Annotated in this window: 16 protein-coding genes, 1 tRNA gene and 1 pseudogene; 12 read left to right on the top strand and 6 right to left on the bottom strand. The window is 46.9% G+C overall.

The annotated features are described in order from the left end of the window. The coding region (locus IKQ95_08515; GenBank protein ID MBR4196737.1) for an acyltransferase family protein at positions 1-1,034 on the top strand (1,034 nt) is incomplete at its 5' end. Between the two features lie 50 nt (positions 1,035-1,084). Here IKQ95_08515 and IKQ95_08520 read toward each other — a convergent pair. Both IKQ95_08520 and IKQ95_08525 read right to left on the bottom strand, forming a co-directional pair. Beyond that, the gene (locus IKQ95_08520) at positions 1,085-1,591 is read right to left on the bottom strand and encodes a 3-isopropylmalate dehydratase small subunit (GenBank protein ID MBR4196738.1); all 507 of its coding nucleotides are present in this window, start codon (positions 1,589-1,591) and stop codon (positions 1,085-1,087) included. A 14-nt stretch (positions 1,592-1,605) separates the two neighbouring features. Beyond that, complete coding sequence (locus tag IKQ95_08525; GenBank protein MBR4196739.1) at positions 1,606-2,868, bottom strand: 3-isopropylmalate dehydratase large subunit; 1,263 nt, start codon at positions 2,866-2,868, stop codon at positions 1,606-1,608. Between the two features lie 50 nt (positions 2,869-2,918). Here IKQ95_08525 and radA point away from each other — a divergent pair, with 50 nt between their 5' ends. Then, a complete protein-coding gene (radA, locus tag IKQ95_08530; GenBank protein ID MBR4196740.1) occupies positions 2,919-4,268 on the top strand; it encodes a DNA repair protein RadA in 1,350 nt (449 codons plus the stop codon). Here radA and IKQ95_08535 read toward each other — a convergent pair. After that, positions 4,258-5,364 carry a hypothetical protein gene (locus IKQ95_08535; GenBank protein MBR4196741.1) on the bottom strand — a complete coding sequence of 369 codons (1,107 nt, stop codon included), beginning with the start codon at positions 5,362-5,364 and terminating at the stop codon, positions 4,258-4,260. The two genes, radA and IKQ95_08535, sit on opposite strands and share 11 nt — an antisense overlap. A 97-nt stretch (positions 5,365-5,461) precedes the next feature. On the opposite strand from IKQ95_08535, the gene IKQ95_08540 reads away from it, so the two are divergent. The 4 genes from IKQ95_08540 to IKQ95_08555 all read left to right on the top strand — a co-directional run bounded on the left by IKQ95_08540 (position 5,462) and on the right by IKQ95_08555 (position 7,324). Further along, positions 5,462-5,830: a desulfoferrodoxin gene (locus IKQ95_08540; protein MBR4196742.1), complete on the top strand. Its 369-nt coding sequence runs from the start codon at positions 5,462-5,464 to the stop codon at positions 5,828-5,830. After that, positions 5,831-6,319, top strand: a complete 489-nt coding sequence (locus IKQ95_08545; GenBank protein ID MBR4196743.1) for a ferritin — start codon at positions 5,831-5,833, stop codon at positions 6,317-6,319. A gap of 8 nt (positions 6,320-6,327) precedes the next feature. Further along, positions 6,328-7,149, top strand: coding sequence for a TIGR02757 family protein (locus IKQ95_08550; protein MBR4196744.1), 822 nt, complete (start codon positions 6,328-6,330; stop codon positions 7,147-7,149). Positions 7,150-7,248: 99 nt separating this feature from the next. Further along, positions 7,249-7,324 (top strand) — tRNA-Ala (locus IKQ95_08555). 232 nt (positions 7,325-7,556) lie between these two features. Here IKQ95_08555 and IKQ95_08560 read toward each other — a convergent pair. From IKQ95_08560 to IKQ95_08570, 3 genes are all read right to left on the bottom strand, one after another. After that, entirely contained in the window at positions 7,557-8,276 is a 720-nt protein-coding gene (locus IKQ95_08560) for a zinc ribbon domain-containing protein (GenBank protein ID MBR4196745.1), read from the bottom strand. Between the two features lie 140 nt (positions 8,277-8,416). After that, positions 8,417-8,692: a recombinase family protein gene (locus IKQ95_08565; GenBank protein MBR4196746.1), complete on the bottom strand. Its 276-nt coding sequence runs from the start codon at positions 8,690-8,692 to the stop codon at positions 8,417-8,419. Further along, on the bottom strand, positions 8,646-9,185 hold the full coding sequence (locus IKQ95_08570) for a recombinase family protein (protein MBR4196747.1): 540 nt from the start codon (positions 9,183-9,185) through the stop codon (positions 8,646-8,648). The genes IKQ95_08565 and IKQ95_08570 overlap by 47 nt, the downstream gene beginning before the upstream one ends. 524 nt (positions 9,186-9,709) lie before the next feature. Here IKQ95_08570 and IKQ95_08575 point away from each other — a divergent pair. The 6 genes and pseudogenes from IKQ95_08575 to IKQ95_08600 all read left to right on the top strand — a co-directional run bounded on the left by IKQ95_08575 (position 9,710) and on the right by IKQ95_08600 (position 15,394). After that, positions 9,710-9,838 (top strand): annotated as a pseudogene (locus tag IKQ95_08575) (M48 family metallopeptidase). A 150-nt stretch (positions 9,839-9,988) separates the two neighbouring features. Next, entirely contained in the window at positions 9,989-10,936 is a 948-nt protein-coding gene (locus tag IKQ95_08580; GenBank protein ID MBR4196748.1) for a TIM barrel protein, read from the top strand. A 31-nt stretch (positions 10,937-10,967) separates the two neighbouring features. Further along, complete coding sequence (locus tag IKQ95_08585; GenBank protein MBR4196749.1) at positions 10,968-12,005, top strand: substrate-binding domain-containing protein; 1,038 nt, start codon at positions 10,968-10,970, stop codon at positions 12,003-12,005. A 69-nt stretch (positions 12,006-12,074) separates the two neighbouring features. Next, positions 12,075-13,577, top strand: coding sequence for a sugar ABC transporter ATP-binding protein (locus IKQ95_08590; protein ID MBR4196750.1), 1,503 nt, complete (start codon positions 12,075-12,077; stop codon positions 13,575-13,577). A 6-nt stretch (positions 13,578-13,583) separates the two neighbouring features. Then, complete coding sequence (locus tag IKQ95_08595; protein ID MBR4196751.1) at positions 13,584-14,555, top strand: ABC transporter permease; 972 nt, start codon at positions 13,584-13,586, stop codon at positions 14,553-14,555. Beyond that, the gene (locus tag IKQ95_08600; protein MBR4196752.1) at positions 14,555-15,394 is read left to right on the top strand and encodes a transporter substrate-binding domain-containing protein; all 840 of its coding nucleotides are present in this window, start codon (positions 14,555-14,557) and stop codon (positions 15,392-15,394) included. The genes IKQ95_08595 and IKQ95_08600 overlap by 1 nt, the downstream gene beginning before the upstream one ends. The last annotated feature ends 24 nt before the right edge of the window (positions 15,395-15,418 follow it).

A 15,418-nucleotide genomic window follows, 5' to 3' on the forward strand; every position in this document is an offset into this window, starting at 1 on the left:
GACAGCAGACAGCAGACAGCAGATGCCACTACTTTGACTTTTTGAGGATAGCAGCAGCATTCGGAGTAATCGTTATGCATACGTCTATGTGGCGTATATATTTGAGGGAGGTAAACTCATTTAGTTTTCTGTCTTCAATCATCTATACATATCTGTGTGAATGGTCTGTTCCTGTGTTTGTCATGATAAGCGGGGGATTATTCCTCAGCAGGGATATACCCATCAGGAAAATTTACGGCAAGTACATATTCAGGATATTTACGGCGTTCATATTCTGGTCATTCGTTTATAGCGTATTATTGTTTATATTCAAGAAAGCCGGATTTCTGGAATGCCTTAAACACTTTATAAAGGGCAACTATCACATGTGGTTTCTTTTCATGATTGCGTGGATGTATGCTGTAATGCCTATTGCGAAGAAGATTGCAGAATCTGAACACTTAGCGAAATATTTCATTGTGTTATGGTTCATATCGTTTATCGTACTACCCCAGTCAGCAAATATAGCCGGATTGTTCTCAAAAAGTCTCAGGGATTTCATGAAGGAAATTACCGACAGTTTTTATTTCGGCTTCACAATGGGATTTACGGGATATTTTATTCTGGGCTACAAGCTGAACAACACAGAGATAAGCGCGAGGACTGAACGTTTAATTTATGCCGCCGGGATATTTAGTTTTCTGGCTTCCTGCATGACCGGCGTAATATTTTCCAGAATAACAGGCAATGCTTATACTTCATTGAGAGGAAATAATATCTGGAATGTGTTTGAGAGCATCGCGGTTTTTGTATTCTTCATGAAACATTTTCGCAGCGGCAGCAAGTTGATTGCTAAATTATCACAATACAGCTTCGGTGTGTATCTGGTTCATGATGCCGCTATACAGTTTGTCATAAAAATTTGCAGAGTTACCCCGTTTTCATTCAATGCTGTTTTATCAGTCCTTGTAATTTCTGTGATAGTGTTTGTGATTTCGTTCGCAATTTCCGCAGTGCTGAATCATATTCCATTCATCAACAAGTACATTGTGTAAAGTAAATACAGCCCGTGAATCATTCCCGGACTCACAGGCTGTGAACTTCTTCATGATTTCCCGGCAAACTTAGCGCGCATTAACGGCTTGATTCCCCCGGCCTCAAGAATCTTCATGGCCTGATCTCCGAGCTTCTCGCACGGGAAAATTTCCCCGGTGTCCTCAGATTTCACGGTCCCTGCTTCAAGGTCAAGCGTGAGAGTCTCCCCGGCCTTCACGTGCTGATTGATACCCTTGCAGACTATCGGCAATAATCCCAAATTCACGGCGTTGCGGAAAAAGATTCTTGCGAACGAATCAGCAAGCACCGCCCGCGCTCCCATGTTGAGCAGGGCAATCGGGGCATGTTCCCGCGATGACCCGCACCCGAAATTCCGCCCGGCAACAACGAATCCCCCCGCCGGAAAATTCGCGGCTATGTCCTCATTCACACCGCAGAGGCAGTGAGAGCCGATCTCTTTCGGGTCAGTGATTGCGAGGAAACGCCCGGGGTAAATCTGATCCGTGTCGATATTGTCGCCGATTACGATACATTTTCCCGTCAAAACTTTCTGCATGATATGAGCCTCCATTAGCCGAGATATTCGCGGGGGTCTGTGATTTTCCCGTTCAGCATACTTGCCGCGACAGTCGCAGGACTCGCAAGGTACATCAATGCTTCCGTTGAACCCATGCGGCCGGGGAAATTCCTGTTCGTGCTGGTAATGCAGACTTCCCCCGGAGCAAGTATCCCTTCATGCGCTCCGAGGCACGCCCCGCAGCCCGGAGTCGAAATCGTTGCGCCCGCGTTCATTAAGTCCGTGATATATCCTCTTGCTATGCACTCAAGCATTACTTCACGGGAGGCCGGAATCACAACAAGCCGCGTGTATTCGGGAATGTGTTTGCCTCTGAGAATCTTTGCGGCGATCTCTATATCCTCGACTCTTCCGCCCGTGCATGAGCCTATATAGCCCTGGTTGAGTTTCACGTCTCCCTCAGCAACAACGCTCCTCAGTGTGTGAACGTTCTCGACACTGCTGGGACATGCTAATTCCGGCTCTAATGTCGACACGTCAAATATATAGCTCTCGGCGTACTTATAGCCCTTGTCGGTGTGCTGGACTTCATACGGTCTTACGGCTCTTTTGCTGACGAAAGCAATCACATCATCATTCGGCTGCATGTAGGCAGTTTTCGCGCCCATTTCTACGGCCATGTTGCAGATTGTCATTCTCCCGGCAACGTTAAGCCCGTCAACGTAGCTTCCTGTGAAATCGATTGCCTTGTAGACAGCACCGTCAGCGCGTATTCTCCCAAGCACAGCGAGTACGACATCTTTCGGGAAAACGCCCTTGGGAGTCTCGCCCTCTAATCTGACCTCGATAACTTCCGGGACTCTGAACCATAATTCCCCGGTCATCAGAATCGTAGCCATGTCGGTAGCACCGCAGCCCGTACCCATTGCGCCGAAAGCCCCCTGAGTCGTGGTGTGGCTGTCAGTCTCAACAACAATCATCCCCGGATAGATGAGTCCGGCTTCCGCCAAGACCTGATGACAGACTCCGGCGTTTGTGTCAAAGTGATACTTCAGATTATTCTTCACGGCAAATTCGCGCATGGCCTTGTGATTTTCCGCGCTCTTAATGTCGGGGCATGGGGCGTAATGATCAAACACGAAAGCGCACCGCGTATTGTCCCAGACTTTTACCCCGCCCATCTCGTAGAATGAGTAGACAGTCTGCAAATACAAGTCGTTGATTTCGGCAAAGTCAATTTTTGCGCTGACTATTTCGCCTGTCTGAATGGATGATTTTCCGCTGTTCCTCATCAAAATTTTTTCGATGGCGTGCAAACAGATTCCCTCCTCTGAAATTTTTTGTGTGAATGCTATGATTATATATTATGGCGACTAACAAAATCACAAAATACATTTGCACAGAATGCGGCCATGTTACGACAACGAAAACGGGAAAATGTCCCTCCTGTGATTCGTGGGGAACGCTTGAAATTTTGCAGGAGACGAAAGCCGAGTCCCAGTCCCAGAATCTTCCGGGCGTGAAAATCATCAGCGCGCTTGACGTTAAAGCCCCTCCGAGAATCGCGACAGGTATCGGCGAGCTTGACCGGGTATTAGGGGGCGGGTTAGTGCCGGGGGGAGTCGTGCTTATCGGAGGCCAGCCGGGAATCGGGAAATCGACTCTTCTTTTGCAGGCGGCCGGGAGTGTTGCACGGAGTCAGAACAAGCCGGTGCTGTACATTTCCGGGGAGGAGGCAGAAGCTCAGGTAGCATTGAGGGCTTCACGGATTAACGTTGCGGCGGAGAATTTGTACCTTTACTCAGGTGCGAATCTTGATGACGCGCTGAGGAATGCTGACGGGGGAAAATTTGCGTTCATTGTATTGGACAGCGTACAGGCCATGACGACAGGAGGCGACTCAGGCTGGCCGGGGACGGTTACGCAGGTTAGAGCGGTCGCGCAAAGGGTAGTAGAAACAGCGAGGCAGCAAATGATTCCGGCGGTAGTAATCGGACACATCACAAAGGACGGAAAAATAGCCGGGCCGATGATGCTTGAGCATATGGTTGACACTGTGCTTAGTTTTTCGGGCGAGGGGTATTCGTCATACAGAATGCTGCGGGCTGTGAAGAACCGTTACGGGAGTACGGACGAGCTTGGAGTGTTTGAGATGACGGAGGGCGGGTTGTCGCCTGTTGCTGACAAAAGCGGGCTGTACTGGAATCGTGATGATGCGGCTGTGGCGGGAGTGGCTATGACGATTGCGTTAGAGGGGAACACGCCACTTGCAGCGGAGATTCAGACATTGGCGGTCAGGACAATATTCCAATATCCGCGGCGGACATCACGAGGGATTGAGCTTAACCGATTTCAATTGCTGACGGCTGTAATAGATCGGCGGTGCAGTATCTCAACGAACAATCACGATTTATACATTAATGTTGCGGGCGGGTTAAGCCTTCAGGATCCGAGCGCGGATCTTCCTGCATGTGCGGCGATAGCCTCAGCCCTGAAGAATATTCCGCTGGCGGCGGGAACGTGCTGGCTTGGCGAGGTTGGACTCGCTGGTGAAGTCCGGCCTGTTACGCGGATTGATTTGCGTCTGAAGGAGGCTGCCAGGCTTGGTTTTCACACGGCGGTAGTAAGCTCGCGGGAGAATGTGAAATTTGACGGTATAAAGATTGTGCGCGTTACTCACATTGACCGGGCATTAGCGGGAATGATTACCAGCTGAAGCCCTCAAGATTATTGAGCTTCCACGATGCGCGGGAAACGTAGACTATATGATGAGAGTATGTGCTGTAGTCTCCTGTTCCCCATTCTGATTCTGTCGGGTGAGCGTCCTTCGGCCATGTTTCCGGGCGTTTGTTGTTGAGGCTCTCATCATATCCGCCGGTGGCAAGAACCCAGAGCGTGAAAGTGTTGCTGTCTTTGTCGCGCTCCATGTAAATGTCGAGGATTCCCTTCTCCTGATTATATGTCTTGTCCCAGGCACTGCCGCCCTCCTGAAGCTCACGGTACGCGAACTGCCTGCCCTCTCCCTCGTCAGTCCCGTGTACGAACATCTGCATACAGTCGAGTCCCATAAGCTCGCCTGCCGATGGCAATATTATATTTGTCGACTCTGATTCCGGCACACCATAGACTCTTATGGTCAGCCCCGCAGAAATTGCCGAGCCGTACAAATGTATAGGGTATCCGAATGATTCCATGACAGCATATGATTTTATGTTTCCCTCACTGCCGCCAAGTTTGAACAGACTGCTTTTGTTAAGGAGATTTATGTTTTTGGAGCTGTTATCAAGCAACGGTGCTGTGCCATATACAAATCCGGCATAAGCTCCGTTTGAATATTTATAGGGAGTAAGCGTTGTTGCTGACTTAAACGCTGAAATAACCTCATAATCTCCGCCCGCCGATAAATCTCTCTGCGCGTAAAGTAACGTAAGCACATCGCCTTTTGCCTGATTGTCGCTCTGGAGTGGCATATCATCTTTATTTGTCCCATTTATACCCCATTTGAGCGAAACAGGCAGCTTATAGCCGTGGCTTGCGTAATGCGTCCAGCTCAACATGTTTATCTTACTGAGACTTGCTGCTATTGTCTCAGAATTTCCGCACCTCCACAAACCCAGCCCCGCATAGCGTATTTTGTTGTCCACGAACGAAATAACCCTCTCGGCGTGATTCCTAGCGGTCATAATCTGCTGAGTCTGGGTGTAAAATGTGGTGAGCATATAGAACGACATGCACAGCACGAGGATGAACCCTGCCTGAAGCAACATAGTCATCAATTGTTCCGTCAGAATGAAAGCTCTTGAACGTTTCATGATATGCACCTTATTTGCGTAAATTATTCTTGCCTAAAATTTTGACACAGGATATTATTATTAGCATTCTACCAAAAATACAATAGGGGGTAAAATCATAATGGAGAAACTGAGCGTATACAAGTGCGGGAAGTGCGGCAACATCGTTGAAGTCATGCATGTCGGTGGGGGAACTCTGTCCTGCTGCGGCGAGCCTATGAAGCAGCTGAAGGAGAACACGACAGACGCGGCAACGGAGAAGCATGTGCCAGTGTTTGACGGCGGAAAGGTGAAAGTCGGAAGCGTTGCCCACCCGATGGCGGAAGATCACTATATCGAGTGGGTAGAAGTCATCAACGGCGAGAGGGTATGCCGTCAGTTCCTGAAGCCGAATGAGTCGCCCGAAGCGGGATTCGAGTGCGTGAAGGCCGGAACGGTAATGCGGGAGTACTGCAACAAGCACGGACTCTGGAAGGCCGAAGCGTAAATGAAGCTGTCCGACTCAATGGTCGCCGCCATAAATGACCAGATAAAGGCGGAATTTGACTCAGCGTATATCTATCTTGCGATGTCGGCATATTTCGAGGACTGCGGGCTTTCGGGAATGGCTCACTGGATGCACAAGCAGTACAAAGAGGAAGAAGAACACGCCGAGAAGTTCATAGAGTATCTTTACAGGCGCGGTGCAAGGGTGATAATCCCTGAGATTGCCCGCCCGAAAGAGTCCTACAATGACGCGCTTGATGTTTTCAGGACGGCTTACGCTCACGAGCAGTATGTTACCTCGCGTATCTACAAGCTGGTTGACATGGCCGAATCCGAGAAGGATTACGCAACGCTGTCAATGCTGAAGTGGTTTGTTGACGAGCAGGCAGAGGAAGAAGAGAACGCCGGCGCGATAGTGTCAAAGCTGGAATTTCTCGGTTCGGACAAGCACGGTGTCTACATTGTTGACCGGGAATTATCAGCAAGGTAATGTGAATTTTGACGGGGGAGTCTTACGGGGCTTCCCTGTTTTTTGCTGACATGGACACAAGGCTGAAAGCATTTCTTGACGGACTATATTACGTATACCAGCGGCGCGAATTAATCAACCCTGACCCGCTTTATTTCCTGTATAAGTATGATGATGTGCGGGACAGGGAGATTGCCGGGCTAGTTGCTTCATCGCTTGCGTATGGGCGAGTAGCTCAGATAATGAAGAGTGTTGAGCGAGTATTGTCCTGCCTGACTGAAGAGCCGCATAAATTTCTTCTCACAAATAATAGGTTTGACATAGTGCCGGAGGATTTCAAGCACCGTTTCACGACAAGCGAGGACATTAACATACTGCTGAAGAACTCTGCTGAAATTCTGCGTGAATATGGAACTCTTGAAGAATTTTTGCGTGAATGCCTGAAGATTTCTGACGGTGATATATTTTGTGCGCTTGATGAATTTTCGCTGAGACTGTCGCGGGGGAGGAAGCCGGGAAGTTTTTCGCTTGTTACAGCACCTAGGGATGGGAGTGCGTGCAAGCGTTTATTTTTGTTCCTGAAATGGTTAGTGAGAAGTGATGAAGTTGATCCTGGCGGATGGAAAGTGTTGCGGCCGGGGAATTTAGTTGTGCCTACTGACACTCACATGCATAGCATAGCGATGAAGCTGGGATTTACGCGGAGGAAGAACGCTGATTTGCGGTGTGCAATTGAGATAACGGAAGGTTTTCGAGAAGTCTGTCCAGAAGATCCTGCGAAGTATGATTTTGTGCTTACGAGATTTGGTATAAGAGCGGGGCTGAGTATTTCCGAAATATGTATGACCTAGCGAGCGCGAGAGCGCATACGCCTATATTGCAGACTGGCTTGTTTGTGCTTGACATTTTGCGGGGGGATTGCGTATAATTCTTGCCGTTGTTCACATACCGGGGATATAGCTCAGTTGGGAGAGCGCTTGAATGGCATTCAAGAGGTCAGGGGTTCGAATCCCCTTATCTCCACCAGTAAAGACTTCGACACAAAATTTGATTGTCGATTTAAGATAGATACAGGGTTTCTCGATTTTAACGGGAAGCCCTTGAAATTTTTTGTGGCCTTCTTACGTTGCACTTATCTGACACAAATAACGTACACAATTTTTTAAGAGCAAAAAAAGAGTACCCCGTGTGTGAGATACTCTAAAGATTTTTCATCACTTCAGCACTTTTACTCGTAATTATCAGTTATTGCAAGTATTTACGCGACTTCACTCTCAAAAATTCGTCCCTTTTTCGGCACTATTCCGGCACTGCTATGACCTTTTTCAACGTCCTGATACTCAAGCCGTAAATTTTTCACGGTCTCTTCGCTTTTCATCGGGGCTACTTCACCAGTCCCTTTATCAAAGACATTGACCTTAAAAAATACCTCAACTTTTTCATTGTAATCTATAACATTTTCAACGTATGACTTAATGAAGTTTCGACACTCTGAGATATTATGCGCCCTGATAAATTCGCCTGACCTGATAAATATCTCTTTTACCTGTTCTTCTGATATTAGGCTTGCTTTGTTCTTGAGTTCAAGCTCTTTAAGCGTATCTTCAAATTTTTGTCTTTGCGCCTCTAATTCTTTCAGCTTGCCCCCTATAGTGTCAATTTTAACGCCTCCATCTGATACTAAATCGAGAAGATTGCCAATCTTACGGTCTATATCCTGAATTTGCGTTTTTATGGCGGTTATTTCGTTGTCTGACTGAGAAGACATCATAGCGTTATAGTCATTCAACATCTCCGTCAAGTTCTTTAAGGAAACTTTAGAGAACAGACGGTTATATAGCTCATCAAGTACGTAATTATCTACATAGTCCCTTCGGATTTCCTTATTGTGGCAGCCCTGCTTATTATGTTGCCTTGAACATCTATAAGAGGCATAATTACCTGACCGCCTGCCGTTAGTCCTGACATTTCCGCACATGCTCCGACCGCACTCACCGCAGAAAATTAACCCTGATAATAAATAAATCTCTTTTGCTGTGTATTGTCCGGCTTTGCATTTATTCTCTGACTTTTTGGCTTGAACTATGTCAAATGTCCTCTGGTCAATTATCGCAGGTATTACATCTTCAGCAATAATCCATTCTTCTCTTGGTCTGACTGTCGGATTTCGTTTCCTGCTACGTTTTTCTCAAGTCGCTTATTGAAAACATAAGTCCCAACGTACTTTTCATTTTCAAGTATGGAGTACAGGCTATTTTTACCGAACTGGTTACCTCTCTTTGTACGATAGCCAATACTGTTGAGATAATTCAAGATTTGATTATAACCTATTCCGTCTGCATACTTTTCAAAAATTATCCGTACTATTTCGGCTTCTTTCTCGTTGAGAGACATATTTTCGTGTATCTGGGTCAACTTCAAGACCTAAAGGCGGAGTTCCTCCGAGATGTTTATGCTGTAAAGCCGTTTCTCTCTGCCCTTTTCTGACTTCACGGGCTAAATTTGAACTGTAATATTGCGCCATGCCCTCAATCACTGACTCAAGCATTATGCTTTCTGGCGAGTCATAGAGATTTTCTGTTACTGATATGATAGTTACGCCATTCATGCGTAGTTTTTTCTTAAAAATTACAGCATCGTACTTATTACGAGAAAATCTATCTAATTTGTGAATTAAGAGATAACGGAATTTTTTATCTCCGCTGTCCTTTATCATTCGCTGAAACTCTTCACGTTCTGAACTTGTACTAGATTTTGCCCTGTCTGCATAAATTTCAATAATTTGCAAACCATTACGTTGAGCATATTCACGGCAAGCTCTTTCCTGAGCATCTATTGACTCGTCTCTTGGGTTATGGCTTGAAAATCTCGCATAAATTACCGCTATTAGAGTCTGTAAAGTTTTCTGTGTATAGGCACAATTTTTTCTAGATTTTCTAGAATTTGCAAGGTGTTCGTTTCATCAAAACACACTTTTCTGCACAGACTCCTCTATTATCAGAATTATTGGTGTTTAACATATTATTGTCTCCTTAGTGTATAAACTATGTTCATAGTTATAATATCTTTCTATCATGCTTATTCTTACGGCGGAAAGAAGCCGGAAATAATAAATCTCCGGCTCTCGGTCTTTCATACCGTTTAGCAGTTTTTCACTTGCTGATAGACCGCATAAAGCATTTTAATCATTGGCATTATTCCGCCTCGGTCTAAATTTATTGCGTACACTCTACCTTTATCAAAAGCTATCCCTTTTCTATTGCTGTTCTGATAGTCAGCTTTTATCTTCTGTCTTGTTGTAGTACTAATCATCATTTAGCAACTCCTCTCCGTCGTTCTTCTTGAAGCTAATTCCACGAATATACGGCTTGCCTCCGCTTTTATAGGGTTTACCGTTACTGCCAGTATCCTCATAAATCAAGCCGGAATCACACTCACCGTTTCAGGAGTCTCGTGGAAAAATATTATCCTGCTTGGCGCGAGGCAAAACAAATTTTAGCGGACATGCCTTTAGATTATTGGGAAAAAAACTATGCGTAAATTTCCCCTTTTGTTTTCATAGCTGGCAGGGATTATTTTTTCCGCGTATTTTTCGTTAATGACGCTTGCCAAAAATTGTTATCGTAGTGTAATATTCACTCATCCAAAAAATTTTTTGACAACCAATCTTCACAGAAAAGAGATGCAGCTATGTCATTCAAGTATGCAGGGCGTTTCAACTCCTTTGTGTTCAAGAATGCGACTGTTTATGACGCAATAGACAGCTACACGAACATGAAGGGAATAACACATCTTGAGTTCAATTACCCGGAACATTTCACGGGCTATGACATTGAGGAGATAATCAAGCGCAAAAAGCATTTGGGCGTGAACGGACTCGCGGTTCGCTGGCGCGGTGCTGACTTTAAGCCCGGAGATTTCACGAACGAGAATCCCAAAACACGCGAAAGAGTCATCACAATGTGCCGTGAAGCTGTTGACGTTTGCAGAAAACTTGACGGCTCTGTAGTAACTTTGTGGCTTGAGAATGATGGATTTGATTACCCGTTTCAGATGGATTACTCGCGGGCATGGGAGCAAATTGTAGAGGGCGTGAGAGATGTCGCGGATTATGCGGCGGGCAGTGAGGGCAAAAAGGAGATAAAAATATCGATTGAGTACAAGCCCTACGAGGAACGTAATTTTGCGATGATCGACAGCACCGGGATGACAATGTATCTTCTTGAGGAAATCGCCCGGGATAATGTCGGCTGTACTCTCGACTTCTGCCACATGCTAATGAAGCACGATAACCCGTCATTCGGAATCGCACTTGCGGCGCGGAAGGGAAAACTTTTCGGCCTCCACATGAATGACGGCTACGGATGGCAGGACAGCGGGATGATTTTCGGCTCGGTGAATCCTGTTTTAGCGTTAGAGTTCATATATTATCTCAGGAAGTATGACTATCAGGGAGTCGTATTCTTTGACACATTCCCGATTCGTGAAGACCCGTTCAAAGAGACTCAGGCCAATATTGACGCATTCGAGAAAATCAACGGGATAATTGACCGCATAGGCATGGAGGAATTTGCAGAGGTAATACGCGCTAAAGACGGCGTGAAGGTTAGCGGGCTTGTGCTTGACATGTTCAAGTGAAAGCATAAATACACAAGGAGGAATAATCGTAATGAAGAGAAGTTACACCGCGTTAATTTTGGCTGTGCTTGCAGTAATGGCACTCGTATTCACGGCATTTGCTGACGAGTTCAACCCCGACTCAGATCCCAGCGCAAAGACAATCGAGCAGGTTCGCGCGGAATTGGGCGAAGAAGTTCCCGTAAAAGATGTGCATAACCTTTCAGCCATCATGAAATCAATCTCAAATGAATTTTGGCGCAGTCTCAAAGAAGGCTATGACCTTGCGGCGAAAAATTCAGGCGTGAATATCCGCGTTGACGCAACAACAGATGAAGGCGACGAGATCGGCCAGCAGACAATGATGGACAACGCAGTGAATCAGGGAGTCAAAGCTGTAATGGCAAGCCCGATTTCAGACTCTAATCTCGCGGCGGCTGTCGATAATGCAAAGTCAGCCAAAATTCCTGTCGTCAATGTCAACGATGGATTAATCGCAAATTGTGATTACTACGTCGGCCCTAACGCCTACATGAACGGACAGCTCGCGGCTGAATGGATCTCAAAGAAGCTCGGCGACAAAGGCCAGGTGGGAATCGTTATCGGAATGGCGAAAGCGTTTGCGGCTCGTGAAAGGACTCAGGGCTTCGAGGACTGGATAAAGGATCACAAATCAGGACTCGAAATCGTTGCGAAACAGAATGCAGACTGGGACAGGCAGAGGGCTAAAGAGCTTGCGTCAACATGGATAATGCGCTTCCCTGATATGAAGGCTATCTTCTGCAACAATGACGATATGGCACTGGGAGTCGTCGAGGCTGTCGATGAGGTTGACGCAGATATTCTTGTGGTCGGTGTTGACGGAATCGGCGAGGCTTATACGTCAATCAAGGAAGGCAAACTTGACGCGACTGTCGACTCATTCCCCTACTACATGTCGCAGGTTGCTGTCGAATGCACGCTGAGAGTCTTGGCAGGCCAGAAAGTTCCGCATGTCGTTGCGACTCCTCAGGCGTTAATCGACAAGGACAACGTGAACAAGCCCGCAAAAGAGATAATCAACTGGGTAGATACAGTGTACACGAAATAGCATAAGGCAAAAGCAAACGGGGTGTGAAAGACTGCATCCCGTTTTTGTTTAACAGAATGGAGCGTGTCAATGTCTAAGGCAGTAGAATTTGTGAAAATCAACAAGCACTTCCCCGGCGCACACGTCCTAAAGGATATATCATTCAGCGTTGAGGAAGGAGAAGTAACAGCTCTTCTCGGTGAAAACGGCGCAGGAAAATCTACAATCCTCAACATACTTCACGGCGTTTACCCCGAATATGAAGGCGATGTGTTACTGCACGGGAAAAAAGTACAGTTCCGCAACCCGAATCAGGCAATCGTTGACGGCAAAATCTCAAAGGTACATCAGGAGACATTAATCGTCAGAGATTTGACGGTCGGCCAAAACGTAACACTCGGCCATGAACCTACAAAGGGATTCTTTATCGACTACGCGAAAATGCACCGTGATGTGAACGCGATACTGACGGAATTACACTGCAACTTCAGAAGCGAGGAATTAGCCGACAAATTAACGTCCGGCCAAATGCAGATGATGGCGATTGCGAGGGCGTTATATCACAAGTCAAACATAATTTCTCTTGACGAGCCTACAGCGTCATTGTCGATTCGTGAGACTGAAGCACTTTTTGACGTAATCAAGCAGCTAAAATCTCAGGGAGTAACAATCCTCTACGTTTCACACAGGCTTGAAGAGATATTCAGGATTTGCGACAAGGCCGTTATCATGAGAGACGGAGAATATATCACGACTCTTGAGGTCGCAAAGACAACCCGCGATGAATTGATACATGCGATGGTCGGGCGTGCGGTGAGTGCTGTTGCGTCGCGTAATGTTCCCTGCATGGCAAGTGATGAAGTTGTGCTGAAGGCTGAGAATCTCACAGGGCCGACGGGATTCAAGGATGTATCATTCGAGCTTCACAAGGGGGAAATTCTCGGCTTCTTTGGGCTTGTCGGCGCGGGACGTACTGAAACAATGCGGGCGATTTTCGGGGCTGACATGATTACGGGCGGAAAAGTCTACATGAAGGGCAAGCGCATTCCTACAGGCTCGTGGAACACGTCAAAGGCTCTGAAGGCAGGTATCGGACTCATTCCTGAAGACAGAAAGACTCAGGGCTTCATGAAACTCTCAAGCAACACACAGAATATTTCAATCTCAAGCCTTGAGGATTACGCAAACGCATTCGGATTCCTCAGCGATGACAAAAAGCTGAAGAACGCCGAGCACTTTTTCAAGGAGCTAGAGATTCACCCGAACAAGCCCGACTATCTCACGCTGAACATGTCAGGCGGGAATCAGCAGAAAGTAATTCTTGCGCGGTGGATGAGTACGAAAGTCGACATAATAATATTCGATGAGCCGACAAAGGGAGTCGACGTAGGAGCAAAGGCCGAAATTTATCGCCTCATGGAAGAAATGATACAGAACGGAAAAAGTATCATCGTCATATCATCGGAGCTTCCTGAAGTAATGGGACTCAGCGACAGGATAATTGTCATGGGTGAGGGAAAAGTGAACGCGGTCTTGAACCGAGGGGAATACGGAACAAGTGATCAGATGCTTGACTATGCTATAGGAGGATAACGACAGGTGAAAAACTTTGTGAACAAATACAAACGCGAGCTTGTAGTTCTGCTTGCGACATTCGGAATGGGATTAATCTTCACGGTAATGAACCCTAACTTTATGCGGGTCAGCAACATCATTACGATACTTCAGCAGATGGTGTTGAACGGAGTATTAGCCGCGGGGATAATGTTTGCGATAATCACGGGCGGTATTGACCTGTCTATAGGCTGTACGTTCGCGATTACTGGAATCGTTACGGCCTCGATGGCGGTGAAGGGGATTAATCCGTGGATCGCGATTCTTGCGGGGCTTGCGGTCGGCGCGGTTCTCGGTGCGTTCAACGGCTTTCTTGTTACAGGTCTCAAGCTACAGCCGTTTATAGCGACTCTCGGCACAATGTCATTATATCGCGGTATTGCTTACGTAATCACAGGAGGAATGCCCGTAACAGGAGTCCCGTCAGTGTATCGCGACATCTTCAACGGCAGGATGTTCGGTAATGTCCGCTGGTATATCCTCGTAATGATAATCATATTCATTCTCATTCACATAATGCTCTCACGGACTCGCACGGGCGATTACCTTTACGCTGTGGGCGACAATGAAGAGGCCGCGAAATTATCGGGCGTTAATGTCGTGAAAGTGAAGTATGTCGCGTATATCGTCTGCGGAATCTGCTCGGCTGCTGCGGGGTTAATCATGCTTGCGAGTCTGGGAAGCGCGGAGTCAACAGCGGGACTCGGCTATGAGACTAACGCAATTGCGGCGGCGGCTATCGGCGGGACTCGTATGGCGGGCGGACGCGGTACGGCATTCGGGACGTTTGTCGGAGCGTTAATGCTCGCGGTTCTCCGTGTCGGAATGGTAGTCATTAATGTTGACTCATTCTGGCAGTATGTCGTTACGGGTATCATCATCATAGTAGCGTCATATTTCGAGTTCATTCAGCAGGACATCGCTAACTTCCTCGCGAGAAGAAGAGCCGCGAAATAATGAAGAGAGTCATAGCTTTAGTATTAGCGTCATTGCTTGTTACGGGCGTTTGTTTCGGTGCTGAAAATGAAATGATTCTCGGACACCTTACGAAACTTGGAGTCGATGAGGAGACTCTTAACGCAAATCTTGCAGAGCCGTTTTTCTCTCTGACTCCGTTTTCCCGCTTCAAGTATTTCAACACTCTTTACGGAATGATTGCGGCGTTGATGAGCGGAAGAATAGCGGCTCTTGAGATTGACAAGAACACAGCTGATTACCTAATTTCACGGACGAAACGATATGCAGTATTCGGCCTTCCGAAAACATCGGTGTACAACGTGAAATTTTCGATGCTTCTCCGTGAGGAGGACGCGGAATTTTGCGAACGTATCTCATCAGCAATCAGGGACATTAAATCAGATGGCACACTTGCGGCCATAAAGAAGAAGTACATTGACGACTGCATAGCCGGAACAGACCCTGAAACCGTGAAGCCTGAACATTTTGACGGAGCTTTGACATTCAAAGTAGCGTTGACGGGAGATCATCCGCCGATGGATTACTTTGCTGATGCTGGCGACCCGATAGGCTTTAACACAGCATTAGTCTCTGAGATTGCGAAACGCCTCAAAATGAACGCAGTATTTATTTCTGTACACAGCGGAGCGCGCGCGATCTGCCTTGAGTCAAAGGCTTGCGATGTAGTTTTATGGACAGAGGAAGGAGACTACAAAGACCGTGAGGGCTGGGAACTGGATGACAGACCCGAACATACGCTAGCAACAGAGTCTTACTTGGACAGCACGCTGACTTACGTAACAATGTCAGACTCACCGCTGCTGAAGAAGTTAGCATAACGATCAACATTTATCCCCCTTCGG

The sequence above is a fragment of the Synergistaceae bacterium genome (assembly GCA_017540085.1).
GTDB lineage: Bacteria > Synergistota > Synergistia > Synergistales > Aminobacteriaceae > JAFUXM01.

Coding starts and splice junctions, on each gene's coding strand:
- IKQ95_08520 (MBR4196738.1), bottom strand. CDS start 1,591: ATGCAGAAAGTTTTGACGGGAAAATGTATCGTAATCGGCGACAATATC.
- radA (MBR4196740.1), top strand. CDS start 2,919: ATGGCGACTAACAAAATCACAAAATACATTTGCACAGAATGCGGCCAT.
- IKQ95_08535 (MBR4196741.1), bottom strand. CDS start 5,364: ATGAAACGTTCAAGAGCTTTCATTCTGACGGAACAATTGATGACTATG.
- IKQ95_08545 (MBR4196743.1), top strand. CDS start 5,831: ATGAAGCTGTCCGACTCAATGGTCGCCGCCATAAATGACCAGATAAAG.
- IKQ95_08560 (MBR4196745.1), bottom strand. CDS start 8,276: ATGTGCGGAAATGTCAGGACTAACGGCAGGCGGTCAGGTAATTATGCC.
- IKQ95_08565 (MBR4196746.1), bottom strand. CDS start 8,692: ATGTCTCTCAACGAGAAAGAAGCCGAAATAGTACGGATAATTTTTGAA.
- IKQ95_08580 (MBR4196748.1), top strand. CDS start 9,989: ATGTCATTCAAGTATGCAGGGCGTTTCAACTCCTTTGTGTTCAAGAAT.
- IKQ95_08585 (MBR4196749.1), top strand. CDS start 10,968: ATGAAGAGAAGTTACACCGCGTTAATTTTGGCTGTGCTTGCAGTAATG.
- IKQ95_08590 (MBR4196750.1), top strand. CDS start 12,075: ATGTCTAAGGCAGTAGAATTTGTGAAAATCAACAAGCACTTCCCCGGC.
- IKQ95_08600 (MBR4196752.1), top strand. CDS start 14,555: ATGAAGAGAGTCATAGCTTTAGTATTAGCGTCATTGCTTGTTACGGGC.